Source organism: Pseudomonas sp. 1D4 (assembly GCF_001728925.1).
Classification (GTDB): Bacteria; Pseudomonadota; Gammaproteobacteria; order Pseudomonadales; family Pseudomonadaceae; genus Metapseudomonas; species Metapseudomonas otitidis.
The window spans coordinates 130,375-149,137 of record NZ_LXJQ01000001.1 but is presented as its reverse complement, the minus strand read 5'-3'; the positions used below and the strand labels follow the sequence as shown (position 1 = coordinate 149,137).

The following is an 18,763-nucleotide window of genomic DNA, read 5'->3' as shown; positions in this document are numbered from 1 at the left end:
CGGGCGGTGGCGGAATGAAGCTGATAAACTCCGCCGCCATTATGATCCGACTCCAGAACCTCACTCTACAGCGCGGTCCCCAGCGCCTGCTCGAAGGCGCCGAACTGACCCTGCACACCGGCCAGAAGGTCGGCCTCATCGGCGCCAACGGTGCCGGTAAATCCAGCCTCTTCGCCCTGCTGCGTGGCGAGCTCGGCCCCGACGCCGGCGACTGTTTCGTGCCGGCCGACTGGCGCATCGCCCACATGCGCCAGGAGGTGGACACCCTCGACCGCCTGGCGGTGGACTACGTTCTCGACGGCGACGTGCACCTGCGCCGCGTGCAGGCCGAACTGGCTGCCGCCGAGGCCGGGCATGACGGCACCGCCATCGCCCGTCTGCACATCGAGCTGGACAGCGCCGACGGCTACACCGCCGATGCCCGCGCCCGCAAGCTGCTGGCCGGCCTGGGCTTCACCGCCGAGCAGATGGACCGCCGCGTCGGCGATTTCTCCGGTGGCTGGCGGATGCGCCTCAACCTGGCCCAGGCGCTGATGTGCCCGTCCGAGCTGCTGCTGCTCGACGAGCCCACCAACCACCTGGACCTCGACGCCATCCTCTGGCTGGAGGAATGGCTCAAGGGCTACCCCGGCACCCTGCTGCTGATCTCCCACGACCGCGACTTCCTCGATGCCGTGGTGGATAACGTCGCCCATCTGGAACAGCAGAAGCTGACCCTCTACCGCGGCGGCTACTCGGCCTTCGAGCGCACCCGCGCCGAGCGCCTGGCCCAGCAGCAACAGGCCTACGAGAAGCAGCAGGCCCAGCGTGCCCACATGGAGAAGTACATCGCCCGCTTCAAGGCCCAGGCCACCAAGGCCCGCCAGGCGCAGAGCCGGATCAAGGCCCTGGAGCGCCTGGAGGAACTGGCGCCCGCCCACGTGGATTCGCCCTTCGACTTCGTCTTCCGCGAGGCGGACAAGATCTCCAGCCCGCTGCTGGACGTGTCCGAAGGCCAGCTCGGCTACGGCGACAAGGTGGTGCTGCAGCAGGTCAAGCTGCAGCTCGTCCCCGGTGCGCGCATCGGCCTGCTCGGCCCCAACGGCGCGGGCAAGTCCACCCTGATCAAGACCCTTTCCGGTGAGCTGGCGCCTGTCGCCGGGCGCCTGGCCCGTGGCGAGAACCTCGCCATCGGCTACTTCGCCCAGCACCAGTTGGACTCCCTCGACCCCAAGGCCAGCCCGCTGCTGCACCTGCAGCGTATTGCCCCGGCCGAGCGCGAGCAGACCCTGCGCGACTTCCTCGGCGGTTTCGACTTCCGCGGCGACCGCTGCGACGAGCCGGTGCTGAACTTCTCCGGCGGCGAGAAGGCGCGCCTGGCCTTGGCGCTGATCGCCTGGCAGAAGCCCAACCTGCTGCTGCTCGACGAACCCACCAACCACCTGGACCTGGAAATGCGCCTGGCGCTGACCATGGCCCTGCAGGAGTTCGCCGGCGCGGTGCTGGTGGTCTCCCACGATCGTCACCTGCTCAAGAGCACCACCGACGAGTTCTTGCTGGTGGCCGACGGGCGCATCCAGCCCTTCGATGGCGACCTCGACGACTACGCCCGCTGGCTCGTCGACTACCGTGCCCGCCAGGCCCCGGCCAGCAGTGCTCCGTCGGTCCCCAATGGCGCCGGCACCGACAAGCGCGCCCAGCGTCAGGCCGCTGCCGCCCTGCGTCAGCAACTGGCGCCGCACAAGCGCGAAGCGGAGAAGCTGGAGAAGGAACTGGGTGCCCTGCACGGAAAACTTGCCGCTGTGGAAACCCGTCTGGGCGACTCCGGTGTCTACGAGGCCTCGCGCAAGGACGAGCTGCGCGACCTGCTCGCCGAGCAGGCGAAGCTCAAGACCCGTGAGGCCGAGCTGGAGGAGAAATGGCTGGAGGCCCTGGAGCTTCTTGAAAACCTGCAGAGTCAACTGGAGGCCAGTGACTGATGGAAGACCTGGTCCTGTTGACGGCCTGGAGCGAGCCCCTGATCCGAGCGGCGCAGGTGCTGCTCATCCTGATTCTCGCCTGGCTCGTGCAGCGCATCGTCACCCGCGGCATCACCCGCCTCGGTGCGCGTTATCCACAGCTGCCCCAGGAGCTCCTGCTGCCCCTGCGCGGCCTGCTGCGCTGGCTGATCCTGGGCAGCGCCTTCATGTTGGTGCTGGAGCGTCTCGGGGTGTCCGCCGAGGTGTTGTGGACGGCGCTGACCGGCTTCACCGCCGTCGCCGCGGTGGCCTTCTTCGCCATCTGGAGCGTGCTCTCGAACATGTTCTGCGCGGTGCTGATCTTCTCCCTCGGGCCGTTCCGCCTGGGCGATGTGGTGGAGGTGGTGGAGAGCGCCGACAAGCCCGGCGTGAAGGGCCGAGTGGTGGCCATCAACCTGTTCTACACCACCCTGCAGGACGTCGCCGAAGAAGCGGCAGGTGCCATGATCCAGGTACCCAACAGCCTGTTCTTCCAGAAAGCCGTGCGCCGCTGGCGCTGAGCGCCGGCCGGGGGCTGTGCAGCGCCCGGCGCGCGGAGTAGTCTGCCTGACCCCAACCCTGAAACTCCTGAGGTCCTGCCATGGCTCTACACACCTGGCTCGCTTTTCTGGTCGCCTGCTGGGTGATCAGCCTGTCCCCCGGCGCGGGCGCCATTGCGTCCATGTCGTCCGGCCTGCAATACGGCTTTCTGCGGGGCTACTGGAACGCCATTGGCTTGCAATTGGGCCTGGCCCTGCAGATCGCCATCGTCGCCGCCGGTGTGGGCGCCATCCTCGCCACCTCGGCCATGGCTTTCGGCCTGATCAAGTGGTTCGGCGTGGCCTACCTCGCCTACCTGGCCTACCGCCAGTGGCGCGCGCTGCCCAGTGACCTCGACGCCGGCTCCGGCGAACGTCCTCTGGGGCGGCCGCTGACGATGGTGCTGCGCGGCCTCCTGGTCAACGTGAGCAACCCCAAGGCGATCATCTTCATGCTCGCCGTGCTGCCGCAGTTCATCGACCCCCATGCGCCGCTGCTGCCGCAGTACCTGGTGATGGGCGCGACCATGATCACCGTGGACCTGATCGTCATGGCCGGCTACACCGGCCTGGCTGCCAAGGTGCTGCGCCTGCTGCGCTCCCCGGCCCAGCAGCGCACCATGAACCGTACCTTCGCTGCGCTCTTCGTCGGCGCTGCCGCCCTGCTGGCCACCGTGCGCCGCACCCCGGCGTGATCCAGTCGATGCGCCAAGCGTGACCCGGCGCCGCGACAGCGCGGCGCTCGGCCAATAGGCTGCCGGTCTTCCCTTCCGGAGCACCGGCATGCCGCCATCCCACACCCGCGCCGGGGTCTACGGCGATTCGCCCGACCTCGCCATCGCCCCCGTCAGCCACCCGCCGCTGGAGCGTGCGCTGCAGGCCGCCTGCCGTGACATGGGATTGACCGAAGCCTACCTTGCAGCCCTGCGCGACCCCGCCATTGGCCCCGAGCCGCGCCTGTTGCTGGGCGTTGCCGGCTCTGACCTGGGCGGCCGCCAGCGCCTGGCGACGCTGGTGGCACAGATGCTGCCGGACGCGTTGGAGCTGGACCTGATCGAACTGGAGGATGACAGCCTCTCCAACGCCCTGCGTGAGTGCTGCGAGGCGTTCTACCGGGGCTGAGGAATTGGGCGAGCGGCCTGCGAGGACCGCCCGCCGTGCCGGGTCAGCGCAGGATGCGCGCCGGCTCGTCCGGCGGCAGCGCCGGCTGCATGGGCTGGACGTCGAAGGTGGTGGTGCCACCGCCCAACTGCTCTTCCATCTGCCGGGCGACGTCTTCGCCCAGCGAGCGCGACACCTCGCGCACCACACGGCCACGGTTGTGGCTGATGCGCGCATCAAGGCCGTTCACCAGCTTCACGTCCTGGGCTTCGCCCATGGCGGTGAAGGCCGAAGACACCTGGAAGGTCTTGGTGTCGATCAGGCTGAAGTCCGCCACCAGGGTCAGACCCAGCACGCTGGAGTAGCTGTCGGTGTTGTCGAGGGCGTTGGTGTCCTGGCGGAAGTCCGCGTCCGACACGGTGCCGAACAGCACGTAGTCGGCACCGGGGAACTGCCCGTCACGGATGCGCTGGATTACGTCGTAGATCGCCTGGCTCTCCGGGTCGCCGCTGAAGGGGCGGGCCTGGACGAGCTGGAAGCGCCCGCGCTTGATGATCTCGCCACGGATGTCCCCGGAGAACTTGCGCAGCTCGCCGCGCTCGACGTAGCTGTAGTTGCCCTCTTCCTCGTGGTAGCTGCTGGAGGAATGCCCGGTGTAGGGGCCGTACTGGGCGTTGTCCTTGGAGTCTACGGTGCGGAAGTACTGGCTCACCTGTTGCTCGTAGGCCAGGTCCGCCACCGCCACCTTGGGTGCGGCCTGGCTGGCGAAGGCCAGGGCCGCGGCCAACAGGCCGATCAGTGCTCGCATGGATCAGCGCTCCGTGGTCTTGCGGATTTCCTTCTCGTCCATCCACTCCGCCAGCCCGCTTTCCACGTCGATCAGTTGCAGGCTGAACTTGTAGAACACGTCCTTGTAGTCGCTGTTGCGCTTGACGATGGAGCTGATGGCGCCTTCGAGACGGTACTTGGCGGCGATCATGTTGCCGGTCTTGGCGACGGTGGAGTTCTTGTACAGGCCGCTCTGGTTCTGCAGCTTGAGCTGGTCCACCTGGCTTTGCATGTCGGTGTTGTCGCTGGCGAAGCGGGCGGTGCCGGACTTCAGCAGCTGGGTCTTGATGCTGGTGGTGATTTCGCGGGTGTCGATGTATTCGCTGGTCTTGTTCTTCACGTCGTAGATCTGGATCACCGGGCGGCCGCGCAGTACGCCGGACTGGGCCAGGGAACGGGTCATGGACTCGGCGATCATCTGCAGGTCGGTGGAGCCGAATTCGTTGGTGATCAGCTCGACGGCTTTGCTGTCGCCGTAGCTGATGTTGCCACCGCCGAGTACCGGCGAAGGCTTGGAGGCGCAGCCGGAAGCAGCGATGACGAAGGCGGCAATGCAGGTGGTGCGGAAAAGGCGCATGGGGGCTCTCGCTTGACGGTCGGGTTCAGGGTCAGTCAGGGGTGTTCATTTCCAGGCGGAAGTCGGTGGCCTGGGGCACCGGCGCGATGGCGGGCAGGTAGGTGGTCTGCGAGCCGTAGAGGGGCAGGGCCTTCCAGGCTTCCTCGCCGGCGACCGGGAAGCCGTCCTTGTCCAGCCAGGCGAAGCGGTAGTAGAGGGTGCGGTTCTGCTTGTGGGTGTTGACCAGCTTCACCTTGACGGTGAGAAAACCGTTCTCGCGGGCGACGCGCATGGTGTCGACCTCGATGTCCTCCACTTCGCCCATGGGGGCCAGCTTGCTGGAGGCTGTTTCGTGGCTGCAGCCGGTGAGCAGGGCCAGGGTGAGCCCGGCGATCAGTAAGGTGCGCATGTGTGTCCTCAGGGCATGTGGGTGCTGGCCACGGCGGGCACGCCGGGCGTTGGGGTTTGGGTGGCGGCGCCGTGGGCGAAGACCTGCCCGGCCACCACGCGGACGGGGATGACCTGGTAGGGCCGCTCGACCTTCAGGTCCAGCTCGGCGAGCCCGTGGGCGGTGGGCAGGGTGAGGCGGTGCTCGCCCCGGCTCAGGCGCAGGCGGGCGACGCGGATGCTGTTGGGCAGGGTGCGCCAGGTGCGCTCGTCGGCACCTTCGGTAAGGGTCGACATGACGCCCACGGCGAGGCTCGCCCAGGGGTTGCCGTTGTCGTTCAGCTGCTTCTGTGCCACCCCACGGGAGACGGCGCGCACGGTGGTGCGCAGGATGATCCCGGGCATGTCGTCCAGCAGGGCGCGGTAGGACATGGCGCGGATGCTGCCCAGCTCGGTCAGTTCGGCGGCCTCGCCGTCGATCAGCAGGTCGGAAGGCGGGCGGGTGGTGTTGTCGTCCCGCAGCACCGGGAAGGACACGGTGCTGACCACCAGGCCGGAATCCAGGGGCAGCGGCAGGGGGATGCGCACCGAGTCGCGGGCCGGTGCGAAGCCGCTCTGGATCACCACCAGTACATCGCTTTCGTCCGCCTCCGGCGGCGGTGAGTCGAGGTCCAGCAGGGCCTGCTCCAGCAGCGGCGTCTCAGGGCGCAGCTCGGCGGCCTTGCGGTAGCCGGGGGCGGCCAGGCCGCGCTCGCCGAGGGCTTCGTAGACGAAGCCGGCGAGGTAGTGGCTGAAGGCGCTCTGGTAGCTGTTCTTCAGCCCCAGCACCTCGGGGGAGTTGAGGGCACCCACCGGGTAGCCGTTGAGGTCCTTCAGCTCGGTGGTGATGCCCTGGCGCTCGGCTTCTTCCTCACGCTCTAGGTATTCCTTGTCGCGCAGTTCGGCGATCAGCGCCTCGCGCTCATGGGTCTTCTTGATCTCGGTGCGGGCGCTGTCGAAGTCGTTGAGCGCCAGGTCGTTGAGGGCCATCTGCGTGGTCAGCATGACCTTCTCGTAGTCGTAGCCCTCGTAGCGGCGCATCTTGTCGTTGATCAGGTAGGCGCTGAACTCGGCGAGGTAGCGACCGGGGTCGGCCTTGACCGCCTCCTCCCACTGGTACACCTGCTGGTCGGCCTGGCGCCAGGCGGCCTGGCTGCCGGCGAAGTCGCCCCGGGAGCGCAGCAGTTCGCCCTTCTCCAGGTAATACAGCAGGTCCTTGTGCTCGCCGCCGTTGTTGGCTTCGAGCAGGCCGATGGCACCGTCGACGTTGCCGCTGGCGAGGTACTGGCTGGTTTCGGTGAGTTCGCTCTGGTAGCTGCGAAAGACGGTACAACCGCTGAGCGCGAGGGGGATGCAGACCGCGAGTGCGGTGAGTGCACGGGGGAACATGGCGACCTCTTCCAATCCTTGATACTGCCAGCCGGTGAGGGCTGATCCAGGCGTGCACTGGCTGTACGGTGGCGTCCTGCCAATCCCCACGCGAGGGGGCTGCGTCTCGGTGTCGGGGCGCAGCCGGCGCAGTATATGCGAAAAGGTCGGGCGCTGATGGCGCCTTGGTGGCAGTGTGACGGCGTACGATTCGTCTCCCGTCGGCGTCGGAGCCCGTCCGCTGGCATACTGCGCACCCATTCCCTTGCAGGAGACGCCGATGCGCGTGTGGATCGATGCCGATGCCTGCCCCCGGGCAGCCAAGGACCAGGTCATCAAGTTCGCCCTCAAGCGCCGCTTCGAGGTGGTGCTGGTGGCCGGCCAGAGCCAGGTCAAACCGACCTTCGCCTGTGTGCGCCTGGTGGTGGTGCCCAGTGGGCCGGATGCGGCGGACGACCACCTGGTGGAGCAGGCCGAGCCAGGCGACCTGGTGATCTGCAGTGATGTGCCGCTGGCTGACCGGCTGATCAAGAAGGGCGTGGCGGCCCTCGACCCTCGAGGCCGTGAGTTCGACGAGCGCAACATGGGCGAGCGCCTGGCAGTGCGCAACCTGATGACCGACCTGCGCGACCAGGGCCAGATGGGCGGCGGCCAGGCTCCCTATGGCGAGCGCGAGCGCCAGGCCTTCGCCAATGCGCTGGACCGCCTGCTGACACGCCTCAGCCGGGGCTGATCAGCCGCAGAGGTAGGTACCCGTCCCCACCGCCACCAGCGTGCCGTCGTCGGCATGCAGTTCCGAGCGCACCACCGCCACCTTGTTGCCCGCACGCAGTGGCACTGCCGTGGCGGTGAACCGTGCGCCGCGCCCGGGGCGCAGGTAGTCGATGCGCAGGTCGATGGTGCCGAGCTTCGAGAGCCGCGCCATGCGCTCGCCGGTGGACAGGTGCTGGTGCCGCTGGAAGGCGCCGATCAGCGCCATGGCGCCGCCGGTCACGTCCAGCAGCGAGGCGATCACGCCGCCGTGGAGGATGCCGTGGACGAAGTTGCCGATCAGTTCGGCCTTCATCGGCAGGTGCATGATCACCCGCTCGGCGGACAGCTCGTCGAGCTGGATGCCGAGGGACTGGTTGAAGGGGATGCGCTCGAAGAACTGGCGCACCGCGTCCTGCAGCTCCGGGGTGAGGATGAAGGTGTTGTCGGGCATGGCGCACCTGGGCACGAAAGGCAGGGATTCGACGCTGCCGCAGCCGAAGGTGCTCGGACAAGGGGGTTGGCCCGTGCAGCAGAGGGAATGGCCGGATCGGCCTGGAGGGGCGGCCGGGCGGCCGCCCCTCACGGGTCAGACGCGGGTCAGGCGTGGGTCAGTTCCAGCACCCGGTCCACCAGCTTGTAGATGCCGGAAGCGGCTTCGCTGATGGATTGCGCCAGCATGTAGGCCGGGGTGCTCACCAGCTTGCGGCCCTCGTCCTCGACGATGTCGCCGACGGCGCACTCGACGTGCTGGGCGCCCATGCTTTCCAGGGCCTGGGCGGTGTCGGCGTCGTTGCCGATGGTGCAGGCAACGCCCTCGCCGTAGATCTTCGCCGCCAGGTGCGGTGCGATGCAGATCAGGCCAACGGGCTTGCCGGCCTGGGCGAAGGCCTGGGCGGCGGCGAGCACATCCGGCTGGACCTGGCAGGCGGGGCCGTTGAAGGCGAAGTCGCTGAGGTTCTTCGCGGCGCCGAATCCACCGGGGATGATCAGCGCGTCGAAGTCCTCGGCCTTCAGCTCGCGCACGTCCTTCACGGCGCCACGGGCGATGCGCGCGGACTCGGTGAGCACGTTGCGGCTCTCGGGCATTTCTTCGCCGGTGAGGTGGTTGAGCACGTGGTGCTGGGCAACGTTGGGGGCGAAGCACTGCACCTTGGCCCCGCGCTGGTCCAGGCGCAGCAGGGTGATGACGCTCTCGTGGATCTCGGCGCCGTCGTAGACGCCGCAGCCGGACAGGATGACGGCAACGTGCTTGTTCATGGTTCTCTCCTTTTCACGGGGCTGCCCCCAGGGTCTCCTGGAGGAAGGCCTGGGCCTGCCGATGGGCATCCTCGGCCAGCCCGGGTTGGTAGGTATTCAGGTCACTGCGCTGGTCGAACACATGGCCGGCCCCGGCGTACTGCACCACCTGCAGCCGCTGCGGCGAAAGCCCCTCCATGGCCGATAGACACTGGCGCGGGTCGGTGATTCGATCCGCCGTGCCGAGGAACATCAGCACCGGGGCGCTATGGGCCACGCCCTGGCGCAGGTGGGCGGGAAAACCGCAGTAGGGGTAGAAGGCGATGGCGCCGCGCACGCCGTCGAGCACGCCCTCCCCTGTCGCTGGGAAACCGTGGCCGGCGGCGCCGTCGTAGGCGAGCGCGTCGAGGACGGTCCAGCCGCCATGAGAGTAGCCCAGCAGGGCCAGGCGCTGGCGGTTCACCTTGGGCATCGCGCGGGCCAGGTCGAGGGCGGCGTAGACATCCAGGGCGCGTTCGTTGCCCCACAGGCGTTTGCCGTCGCAGACCGGGTGCCAGTCGTGGATGCCGCGGGCGCCGAAGCTGTCGACGAACAGCAAGGCATAGCCCTGGGGCAGCAGCCAGTCGCGGACGTTGTCGACGAAGCCGGGGCTCTGCCCGCTGCAACCGTGGAACACCAGCACCGTGGGGAACGGGCCGTCACCGGCGGGGGTGTACAGGCTCAGGTGGTCGGCCAGGCGCTGGCGCGCGGTGGGCAGGTCGTCCGCCACCGGCAGCATGGCCTGGCGGTAGGGGTAGAGGCCCAGCAGGGCGGCGCTGGCGGTGGCCAGCAGGAGAAGCGAGAGCAGTCGTCTGAGAGGTGTACGCATCTGTCGTCATATGCCAGTCGGGCTGTCATGCCGCGCCAGGGGCTGCGGGCCGCTCGGGCGTAGCATCGAGGCTGGCAATCCTAGCCCCTGCAACGTCCGAACGATACGGCCTTCCCATGAATTACGTCCTTTATGCGGTTCCCGTGTTCTTCCTGCTGATCGGTCTCGAACTGCTCGCCGATCGCTGGCGCGGCGTGCGCACCTACCGCACTGCCGATGCGATCAACAGCCTCAGCGCGGGGGTGTTGTCCACCACCTGCGGCCTGCTCACCAAGACGGTGGGTGTGCTCACCTACACCCTCGCCTGGCAGCACCTGGGGCTGCTGGCGCCGGACCCGACCAGCCCCTGGACCTGGGTGGCGGCCTTCGTCTTCTACGACTTCTGCTACTACTGGAACCACCGCCTGGGCCATGAGCGCAACGTGCTCTGGGCGGCCCATTCGGTGCACCACCAGAGCGAGGAGTACAACCTCTCGACGGCACTGCGCCAGACCAGCACCGGTTTCATCTTCGGCTGGATCTTCTACCTGCCGATGGCCTTGGCCGGCATCCCGCCGCTGGTGTTCCTGACGGTGGCGGCGATGAACCTGCTCTACCAGTTCTGGGTGCACACCCGCCATGTGCCGAAGCTGGGGCCGCTGGAGTGGGTGTTCATCACTCCGTCCAACCACCGGGTGCACCACGCGCAGAACCCGGTGTACATGGATCGCAACTACGGTGGCGTGTTCATCCTCTGGGATCGGCTGTTCGGCACCTTCCAGGAGGAGCTGGACGAGGAGCCGGTGGTGTTCGGCGTGACCACACCGTTGGCCAGTTGGAACCCGTTGTGGGCCAACCTGCAGGTCTACGCCCAACTGTGGCAGGACGCGGCGCGGGCGCGCTCCTGGTGGGACCGGCTGCGCATCTGGTTCATGCGCACCGGCTGGCGACCGGCGGACGTGGCCGAGCGCTATCCGCTGGCCAAGCCGGATCTGGCCCGCTTCCGCAAGTACGAGGTGCCGCTGCCGCCGGCTCGCACCGCCTATGCGGGGTTGCAGTTCACGCTGTACCTGCTGGGGGGCAGCTACCTGTTGGCAAAAGGGGACGGGATGGGGCTGCCGGCATTGCTGCTGGGCGGGGGGTGGCTGGCGTTCGGCCTGTTCGCCATCGGTGCCTGGCTGGAGAACCGGCCCTGGGCGATGGGGTTGGAGCTGGCGCGGCTGGCGTCCTGTGGGGTGCTTGTCGGCGTGGCTGGACCGGTGGGGCTGGCTGTGGTGACGATGCCGGTCGGGGTGGGCCTGGGGTTGTACCTGATGGTCAGCCTGGGGCTGCTGGCCGGGCTGCGCATGGCCCGGCCGATGACGGCCTGAGTCAGCCTTGCTCGCGGCTTTCCTTGCGACGTTCCTCACGGTTCGCGCGGCTGCTGCGGATGCGGCGGCGCAGCCAGAGCACCAGGCCGATCAGCACCAGGCCACCCAGTACCATCAGCTCGTAGCGCTTGAGGTTGCCGAGCATGCCTTCGAGCACGGCGCCGAAGTGGTAGGCGGCAAAGCCCAGGGCCAGGGCCCAGACAATGGCACCGATGCCGTTTAGGAGGAAATAGCGCAGCGGCGGGTAGCCGGAAAGGCCGATGGCCACCGGCATCACGGTGCGCAGGCCGTAGACGAAGCGGAAGCTCAGTACCCAGATGTCCGGGCGCCGGCGGATGTGGTCCAGCGCCTTGTCACCCATGGCCTGCCAGCGCGGCCGGCGGGCGAGGATCTGGCGGCCCTTGTGGCGACCCAGGTAGTACCACAGCTGGTCACCGGCATAGCTGCCACAGAAGGCGGTGGCCACTACTGCGTTGATGTCCATGTAGCCGCGGAATGCGAGGAATCCGGCCAGGACGAGAATGGTCTCGCCCTCGAAGAAGGTACCGAGGAAGAGGGCGAAGTACCCGAAATCCTGGAGGAATTGTTGCAGCATCATCAGGCAGCGCGGCAAAAATGAACGCGAAGCCTAACCGGGATGCGGTTGCGGGGAAAGCTCCCCGGGTTGGCCAATGGCCAGCCGATGGTCGGCTTGTGAACCCGTCGGGGCTTGCGCGGTCGGCTTTTGCGTCTGTCGACGCGACCAAGGGTCGCTGTTATGCATTGTTACCATTCGGTCATAATCGGCCGCTTAAAATGTCGCACTGTGTCCGCCCCCCGGACCCTGGAGTATGCCGTGAGCTTTACCCCCGCCAACCGCCTGTTCCCTGCTACCCGCCTGCGCCGCAACCGCCGTGATGATTTCTCCCGCCGCCTGGTGCGTGAGAACACCCTGACCGTCGACGACCTGATCCTGCCGGTGTTCGTGCTCGATGGCGAAAACCGCCGCGAAGCCGTGCCCTCGATGCCGGGCGTGGAGCGCCTGTCCATCGACCTGCTGCTGGACGCGGCCGAGCATTGGGTGGCCCTGGGGATCCCGGCGCTGGCGCTGTTCCCGGTGACCCCGCTGGAGAAGAAGTCCCTCGACGGTGCAGAAGCCTGGAACCCGGACGGCATCGCCCAGCGCGCCATCCGCGCCCTGCGTGCCCGCTTCCCGGAGCTGGGAGTGATCAGCGACGTGGCCCTGGACCCGTTCACTACCCACGGCCAGGACGGCATCCTCGACGAGGACGGCTACGTCCAGAACGACATCACCGTGGACGCCCTGGTCAAGCAGGCCCTCTCCCATGCCGAGGCGGGCGCCCAGGTGGTGGCCCCCTCCGACATGATGGACGGCCGCATCCAGGCCATCCGCGAGGCCCTGGAACTGGCCGACTTCCCCAACGTGCGGATCATGGCCTACTCAGCCAAGTACGCCAGCGCGTACTACGGCCCCTTCCGCGATGCTGTCGGTTCGGCCGCCAACCTGGGCAAGGCCAACAAGGCCAGCTACCAGATGGACCCGGCCAACGGTGATGAAGCCCTGCACGAAGTGGCGGCGGATCTCGCCGAAGGCGCCGACATGGTCATGGTCAAGCCGGGCATGCCCTACCTGGACATCGTCTGGCGCGTGAAGGACGCCTTCCGCGTGCCGACCTTCGCCTACCAGGTCAGCGGCGAGTACGCCATGCACATGGCGGCCGTCCAGAATGGCTGGCTGAGCGAGTCGGTGATCCTCGAATCGCTGACCGCATTCAAACGCGCCGGCGCCGATGGCATTCTTACCTACTTCGCGGTGCGTGCCGCAGAAATGCTCAAGAAGGGAGCCTGACTCCCCAGCAGGAACTTGAATGAACACCGACGGATTGAATACAGCCGTAACTCCCGAAAACCAGACCACCCCGGAGCAGTCGGAGGTGGAGGCCCAGGTTCCCGCACCGGCTCCTGTGGAGGCACCGCCGCCACCCGCGCCGATCCCGGGGCTGGATGACAGCAGCCTGTACATTCACCGGGAGCTGTCGCAGCTGCAGTTCAACATCCGTGTCCTGGAGCAGGCACTCGACGAGACCTACCCGCTGCTCGAGCGTCTCAAGTTTCTGCTGATCTTCTCCAGCAACCTCGACGAGTTCTTCGAGATCCGCGTCGCCGGCCTGAAGAAGCAGATCAATTTCGCCCGTGAACAGGCCGGCGCCGACGGCCTGCTGCCGCATCAGGCGCTGGCCCGCATCAGCGAGCTGGTACACGAGCAGGTGGGCCGGCAGTACACCATCCTCAACGACGTGCTGTTGCCGGAGCTGGCCAAGCACCAGGTCAACTTCATCCGTCGTCGCTACTGGACCGCCAAGCTCAAGACCTGGGTGCGTCGCTACTTCCGCGACGAGATCGCGCCGATCATCAGCCCCATCGGCCTCGACCCGACCCACCCCTTCCCGCTGCTGGTGAACAAGAGCCTCAACTTCATCGTCGAGCTGGAGGGCGTCGACGCCTTCGGTCGCGATTCGGGCCTGGCCATCATCCCGGCGCCGCGCCTGCTGCCGCGGGTGATCCGCGTGCCGGAGGACATCAGCGGGCCGGGGGACAACTTCGTGTTCCTCTCCTCGATGATCCACGCCCACGCCGATGACCTGTTCCCCGGAATGAAGGTGAAGGGCTGCTACCAGTTCCGTCTGACCCGTAACGCCGACCTCTCGGTGGACACCGAGGACGTGGACGACCTGGCCCGCGCGCTGCGGGGCGAGCTGTTCTCCCGTCGCTACGGCGATGCGGTGCGCCTGGAGGTGGCGGACACCTGTCCGAAGCACCTGTCCGACTACCTGCTCAAGCAGTTCGGCCTCTCCGAGGGCGAGCTTTACCAGGTCAACGGGCCGGTGAACCTGACCCGCCTGTTCAGCATCACCGGACTGGACAGCCACCCGGAGCTGCAGCACCCGAGCTTCACGCCGGTGATCCCGAAGCTGCTGCAGAAGGCCGAGAACCTGTTCAACGTGGTGGGCAAGCAGGACATCCTGCTGCTGCACCCCTTCGAGTCCTTCACTCCGGTGGTCGACTTCCTGCGCCAGGCGGCCAAGGACCCCAACGTCCTTGCCATCAAGCAGACCCTGTACCGCGCCGGTGCCAACTCCGAGATCGTCGACTCCCTGGTGGAGGCGGCGCGCAATGGCAAGGAAGTGACGGCGGTTATCGAGCTGCGCGCGCGCTTCGACGAGGAATCCAACCTGCAACTGGCCAGCCGCCTGCAACAGGCTGGCGCTGTGGTCATCTACGGCGTGGTCGGCTTCAAGACCCACGCCAAGATGATGCTCATCCTGCGTCGCGAAGGCGGTGAGCTGCGTCGCTACGCCCACCTGGGTACTGGCAACTACCACGCCGGCAACGCGCGCCTGTACACCGACTACAGCCTGCTGACGGCGGACGAGCCCCTCTGTGAGGACCTGCACAAGCTGTTCAACCAGCTCATCGGCATGGGCAAGACCCAGCGCATGAAGAAGCTGCTGCACGCGCCCTTCACGCTGAAGAAGACCATCCTCGACATGATTGCCCGCGAAGCCCAGCACGCCAGCGAGGGCAGGCCGGCGCACATCATGGTGAAGGTCAACGCGCTGACCGACCCGAAGGTGATCCGCGCGCTGTACAAGGCCAGCCAGAGCGGCGTGAAGGTCGACCTGGTGGTGCGTGGCATGTGCTGCCTGCGCCCGGGTATACCGGGGGTGTCCCACAACATCCAGGTACGCTCGATTATCGGCCGCTTCCTCGAACACAGCCGGATCTACTACTTCCTCAACGACGGCGACGAGAAGCTCTACCTCTCCAGCGCCGACTGGATGGAGCGCAACCTCGACATGCGGGTGGAGACCTGCTTCCCGGTGGAAGGCAAGAAGCTCATCACCCGGGTGAAGAAGGAGCTGGAGACCTACCTGGCCGACAACACCCACAGTTGGGCGCTGCAGCCCGATGGCCGCTACCTGCGCAACAGCCCCAGCGGCAACCAGAACCCGCGCAACGCACAGGCCATCCTGCTGGACAAGCTGCTCAACCCGCCGATCAGCGCACGCTGAGCGCGCACATGAAAACGGGGCCTTCGGGCCCCGTTTTGCTTGCCTGGCGAATCGCTCTGGTCAGTGCACGCTGAAGGTGAAGTCGATGCGCTTGAGCCAGGTGGCTTCCTGTTCGAAGTCCGCCTGGGTCAGTGGGTTGGCCGCCAGCCAGTTTTCCGGGAACTGCACGTCCAGGCTCTGCGGGCCCACCTTCAGACGGACCTGTGGGGTCTCCTGGTTGGTGCGGATGTGGTGGAAGAGGATGGCGAAGCGCAGCAGCACGCAGAGGCGGATCAGCTTCTCGCCCTCGTCACCGAACTCGGCGAACTTGTCCTTGGGGATATTGCGTCGGTGGCCGCGCACCAGCAGGGCCAGCATCTGCTGGTCCTGGCGGGAGAAGCCCGGCAGGTCCGAGTGCTCGATCAGGTAGGCGCCGTGCTTGTGGTACTGGTAGTGGGCGATGTCCATGCCGATTTCGTGGACGCGCGCGCCCCACACCAGCAGGTCGCGGTGCCACTCGTCGTCCAGTTGCCAGTCGCCGGCCACCTGCTCCAGGGCTTCCAGTGCCTTGGCCTCGACCCGTGCCGCCTGCTCCAGGTCCACGTGGCAACGCTCCATCAGCGCGCTCAGGGTGCGCTCGCGCACATCCTCGTGGTGGTGGCGGCCCAGCAGGTCGTAGAGCACGCCCTCGCGCAGTGCGCCTTCGGAATGGGTCATGTGCTTGAGTTCGAGGGCCTCGAAGATGGCTTCGAGAATCGCCAGGCCGGCCGGGAAGATGGCGCGGCGGTCGGGCTTGATGCCGTCGAGGTCGATCTTCTCCACCTCGCCCAGCTTGAACAGCTTGCGCTTGAGCCAGGCGATGCCTTCCGGGTTGACCTCGCCGCTGCCCAGGCCGGCGGCCTGGATTGCCAGCCCCACCGCGCGAATGGTGCCGGAGGCACCCACTGCCTGCTGCCAGCCGAGGCGGCGCAGGCTGTACTCGATGCCCATCAGCTCCAGGCGGGCGGCGGTGTAGGCCTGGGCGTAGCGCGCCGGGGTGATCTTGCCGTCGCGGAAATAGCGCTGGGTGAAGCTGACGCAGCCCATCTGCAGGCTCTCGCGCAACTGCGATTCGAAGCGCTGGCCGATGATGAATTCGGTGCTGCCGCCGCCGATGTCCGCCACCAGGCGCTTGCCGGGGGTGTCGGCGATGCTGTGGGACACGCCCAGGTAGATGAGGCGAGCTTCCTCGCGGCCGGAGATCACCTCCACCGGGTGACCGAGGATGGCCTCGGCGCGGCGGATGAATTCGCTGCGGTTGCGCGCCTCGCGCAGGGCGTTGGTGCCCACCACGCGCACCGCGCCTTCCGGCAGGCTGTTGGTCATCTGGGCGAAGCGCCGCAGACAGTCGAGGCCGCGTTGCATGGCCTCTTCGCTGAGCACGCGTTCTTCGTCCAGGCCTGCGGCCAGTTGCACCTTGTCTCCCAGGCGCTCGAGGATGCGGATCTCACCGTGGTCGACCTTGGCCAGCACCATGTGGAAGCTGTTGGAGCCGAGGTCGATGGCGGCGATCAGGGAAAGGTTGGCGGGGCGTCGGGTCGAGGGCATGGTCCGGTGTCTCGTTTCTTAACCGCGCCATCCTGCCACGATCACGGTGACACGCCAACGCACGCCTTCCCCACAGACCGTCTCTGCCTACCGGCCGGTGCCCTGTCCCGCTACTCCAGTCGCACCTGTGGCGCACGCGACCGATTGCCGCGCAGCCTTCTCGATCAGCCATCGATCAGCTTTTGCCGGCACGGCCATAGGCACACTCAATCGGCCGCGGCTTTCGGTCACGCCCGAGGCCGGCTATGATGGCCGCCTATTTCCGCTTCCGAATCCACGGAGAACATCCATGAGCGAACTCATCTCCCACGTCACCGACGCCAGCTTCGAGCAGGACGTACTGAGCGCCGAGGGCGCGGTGCTGGTCGACTACTGGGCCGAATGGTGCGGTCCGTGCAAGATGATCGCCCCGGTCCTGGACGAGATCGCCAAGGACTACCAAGGCAAGCTGAAGGTCTGCAAGCTGAACATCGACGAGAACCAGGACACCCCGCCGAAATACGGCGTGCGCGGCATTCCGACCCTGATGCTGTTCAAGAACGGCAACGTCGAGGCCACCAAGGTCGGTGCCCTGTCCAAGTCCCAGTTGGCTGCCTTCCTGGACGCCAACATCTGATTTTCCCTCCGGGAATCTCCGTAGAAACCCCGCTCGAAGCGGGGTTTTTTGTCGGTACAGTACTGGACTCCCCCGAAACCCGGTGTTAAATTCGGGCCCGCAGCGTCATTCCGCTGCCCTCTGCAAGCCGCCGTCGACGCATTCCAACTCGAATCACGCGCAGCGACCTGTCGCCTCCCTCGGCGCGGCCTCTCAAGCTCACAAGCTTTCCTTCCCTCATTTCTCATCTACGTCATTCCTATGAATCTGACCGAACTCAAGCAAAAGCCGATTGCCGAACTGCTGGAAATGGCCGAACAGATGGGCCTCGAGAACATGGCCCGTTCGCGCAAGCAGGATGTGATCTTCGCCCTGCTGAAAAAGCACTCGAAGAGCGGCGAAGAAATTTCGGGCGACGGCGTGCTGGAGATTCTGCAGGACGGTTTCGGCTTCCTCCGCTCCGCCGACTCCTCCTACCTGGCCGGCCCTGACGACATCTACGTCTCGCCCAGCCAGATCCGCCGCTTCAACCTGCGTACCGGCGACACCATCATCGGCAAGATCCGCCCGCCGAAAGAGGGCGAGCGCTACTTCGCGCTGCTGAAGGTCGACTCGATCAACTTCGACCGCCCGGAAAACGCCAAGAACAAGATCCTGTTCGAGAACCTCACGCCCCTGTTCCCCAACGAGCGCCTGAAGATGGAAGCCGGCAACGGTTCCACCGAAGACCTCACCGGCCGCGTGATCGATCTCTGCGCCCCGATCGGCAAGGGCCAGCGCGGCCTGATCGTCGCCCCGCCGAAAGCGGGCAAAACGATCATGCTGCAGAACATCGCGGCCAACATCACCCGCAACAACCCCGAGTGCCACCTGATCGTCCTACTGATCGACGAGCGCCCGGAAGAAGTGACCGAAATGCAGCGCACCGTGCGCGGCGAAGTGGTCGCCTCCACCTTCGACGAGCCGCCGACCCGCCACGTGCAGGTCGCCGAGATGGTGATCGAGAAGGCCAAGCGCCTGGTCGAGCACAAGAAGGACGTGGTCATCCTGCTGGACTCCATCACCCGCCTGGCGCGTGCCTACAACACTGTGATCCCCAGCTCCGGCAAGGTGCTCACCGGTGGTGTCGACGCCCATGCCCTGGAGAAGCCCAAGCGCTTCTTCGGTGCCGCCCGTAACATCGAGGAAGGCGGTTCGCTGACCATCATCGCCACCGCGCTGGTCGAGACCGGCTCGAAGATGGACGAGGTGATCTACGAAGAGTTCAAGGGCACCGGCAACATGGAACTGCCGCTGGACCGCCGCATCGCCGAGAAGCGCGTGTTCCCCGCCATCAACATCAACAAGTCCGGTACCCGCCGCGAAGAGCTGCTGACTGCCGAGGACGAACTGCAGCGCATGTGGATCCTGCGCAAGCTGCTGCACCCGATGGACGAGATCGCCGCCATCGAGTTCCTGCTCGACAAGCTCAAGGACACCAAGACCAACGACGAGTTCTTCATGTCCATGAAGCGCAGCAAGTAACAGGT

Annotated in this window: 19 protein-coding genes; 10 read left to right on the top strand and 9 right to left on the bottom strand. The window is 66.7% G+C overall.

Annotated features, from left to right (window positions below; translation table 11 throughout):
* Positions 1-41 precede the first annotated feature (41 nt).
* The 4 genes from A7D27_RS00705 to A7D27_RS00690 all read left to right on the top strand — a co-directional run bounded on the left by A7D27_RS00705 (position 42) and on the right by A7D27_RS00690 (position 3,637).
* Positions 42-1,958, top strand: coding sequence for an ATP-binding cassette domain-containing protein (locus tag A7D27_RS00705; protein ID WP_069559521.1), 1,917 nt, complete (start codon positions 42-44; stop codon positions 1,956-1,958).
* The gene (locus tag A7D27_RS00700; RefSeq protein ID WP_069563830.1) at positions 1,958-2,497 is read left to right on the top strand and encodes a mechanosensitive ion channel family protein; all 540 of its coding nucleotides are present in this window, start codon (positions 1,958-1,960) and stop codon (positions 2,495-2,497) included. Before A7D27_RS00705 ends, A7D27_RS00700 begins: the two co-directional genes overlap by 1 nt.
* A gap of 80 nt (positions 2,498-2,577) precedes the next feature.
* A complete protein-coding gene (locus tag A7D27_RS00695; protein ID WP_069559519.1) occupies positions 2,578-3,210 on the top strand; it encodes a LysE family transporter in 633 nt (210 codons plus the stop codon).
* 88 nt (positions 3,211-3,298) lie between these two features.
* Positions 3,299-3,637, top strand: coding sequence for a hypothetical protein (locus tag A7D27_RS00690; protein ID WP_069559518.1), 339 nt, complete (start codon positions 3,299-3,301; stop codon positions 3,635-3,637).
* 43 nt (positions 3,638-3,680) lie between these two features.
* On the opposite strand, the gene A7D27_RS00685 is transcribed toward A7D27_RS00690, so the two are convergent.
* Genes A7D27_RS00685 through A7D27_RS00670 form a run of 4 tightly spaced genes read right to left on the bottom strand, consistent with a single transcriptional unit; the run spans position 3,681 to position 6,815 of the window.
* Positions 3,681-4,424, bottom strand: coding sequence for a penicillin-binding protein activator LpoB (locus A7D27_RS00685; protein ID WP_069563829.1), 744 nt, complete (start codon positions 4,422-4,424; stop codon positions 3,681-3,683).
* Positions 4,425-4,427: 3 nt separating this feature from the next.
* Positions 4,428-5,021: a penicillin-binding protein activator LpoB gene (gene lpoB, locus A7D27_RS00680; protein WP_069563828.1), complete on the bottom strand. Its 594-nt coding sequence runs from the start codon at positions 5,019-5,021 to the stop codon at positions 4,428-4,430.
* Positions 5,022-5,052: 31 nt separating this feature from the next.
* Entirely contained in the window at positions 5,053-5,409 is a 357-nt protein-coding gene (locus A7D27_RS00675; protein WP_069559515.1) for a YcfL family protein, read from the bottom strand.
* Positions 5,410-5,417: 8 nt separating this feature from the next.
* Positions 5,418-6,815, bottom strand: coding sequence for a COG3014 family protein (locus A7D27_RS00670; RefSeq protein WP_069563827.1), 1,398 nt, complete (start codon positions 6,813-6,815; stop codon positions 5,418-5,420).
* Positions 6,816-7,074: 259 nt separating this feature from the next.
* Here A7D27_RS00670 and A7D27_RS00665 point away from each other — a divergent pair, with 259 nt between their 5' ends.
* Complete coding sequence (locus A7D27_RS00665; protein ID WP_069559513.1) at positions 7,075-7,527, top strand: YaiI/YqxD family protein; 453 nt, start codon at positions 7,075-7,077, stop codon at positions 7,525-7,527.
* Here the strand turns inward: A7D27_RS00665 and A7D27_RS00660 are convergent, their stop codons facing one another.
* The 3 genes from A7D27_RS00660 to A7D27_RS00650 form a co-directional block, all read right to left on the bottom strand.
* The gene (locus tag A7D27_RS00660; RefSeq protein ID WP_069559512.1) at positions 7,528-7,998 is read right to left on the bottom strand and encodes a thioesterase family protein; all 471 of its coding nucleotides are present in this window, start codon (positions 7,996-7,998) and stop codon (positions 7,528-7,530) included. It lies immediately after the preceding gene.
* Positions 7,999-8,144: 146 nt separating this feature from the next.
* Positions 8,145-8,804 (bottom strand): isoprenoid biosynthesis glyoxalase ElbB, encoded by a 660-nt coding sequence (gene elbB, locus A7D27_RS00655; protein WP_069559511.1) that lies wholly within the window; start codon positions 8,802-8,804, stop codon positions 8,145-8,147.
* A 13-nt stretch (positions 8,805-8,817) separates the two neighbouring features.
* On the bottom strand, positions 8,818-9,651 hold the full coding sequence (locus A7D27_RS00650) for a dienelactone hydrolase family protein (protein WP_069559510.1): 834 nt from the start codon (positions 9,649-9,651) through the stop codon (positions 8,818-8,820).
* A gap of 116 nt (positions 9,652-9,767) precedes the next feature.
* Between A7D27_RS00650 and A7D27_RS00645 the strand changes: the two genes are divergently transcribed.
* Entirely contained in the window at positions 9,768-11,000 is a 1,233-nt protein-coding gene (locus A7D27_RS00645; RefSeq protein ID WP_069563826.1) for a sterol desaturase family protein, read from the top strand.
* Between the two features lies 1 nt (position 11,001).
* On the opposite strand, the gene A7D27_RS00640 is transcribed toward A7D27_RS00645, so the two are convergent.
* Positions 11,002-11,598 carry a DedA family protein gene (locus A7D27_RS00640; RefSeq protein ID WP_165668285.1) on the bottom strand — a complete coding sequence of 199 codons (597 nt, stop codon included), beginning with the start codon at positions 11,596-11,598 and terminating at the stop codon, positions 11,002-11,004.
* A gap of 237 nt (positions 11,599-11,835) precedes the next feature.
* Between A7D27_RS00640 and hemB the strand changes: the two genes are divergently transcribed.
* Complete coding sequence (gene hemB, locus A7D27_RS00635; protein ID WP_069559508.1) at positions 11,836-12,849, top strand: porphobilinogen synthase; 1,014 nt, start codon at positions 11,836-11,838, stop codon at positions 12,847-12,849.
* 19 nt (positions 12,850-12,868) lie between these two features.
* On the top strand, positions 12,869-15,073 hold the full coding sequence (gene ppk1, locus A7D27_RS00630) for a polyphosphate kinase 1 (RefSeq protein WP_069563825.1): 2,205 nt from the start codon (positions 12,869-12,871) through the stop codon (positions 15,071-15,073).
* Positions 15,074-15,133: 60 nt separating this feature from the next.
* Here the strand turns inward: ppk1 and ppx are convergent, their stop codons facing one another.
* Positions 15,134-16,639 (bottom strand): exopolyphosphatase, encoded by a 1,506-nt coding sequence (gene ppx, locus A7D27_RS00625; protein WP_069563824.1) that lies wholly within the window; start codon positions 16,637-16,639, stop codon positions 15,134-15,136.
* A gap of 289 nt (positions 16,640-16,928) precedes the next feature.
* On the opposite strand from ppx, the gene trxA reads away from it, so the two are divergent.
* Positions 16,929-17,255, top strand: coding sequence for a thioredoxin TrxA (gene trxA / locus A7D27_RS00620; RefSeq protein ID WP_044400919.1), 327 nt, complete (start codon positions 16,929-16,931; stop codon positions 17,253-17,255).
* 240 nt (positions 17,256-17,495) lie between these two features.
* Positions 17,496-18,758 (top strand): transcription termination factor Rho, encoded by a 1,263-nt coding sequence (gene rho, locus A7D27_RS00615; RefSeq protein ID WP_044400922.1) that lies wholly within the window; start codon positions 17,496-17,498, stop codon positions 18,756-18,758.
* Positions 18,759-18,763 lie beyond the last annotated feature (5 nt).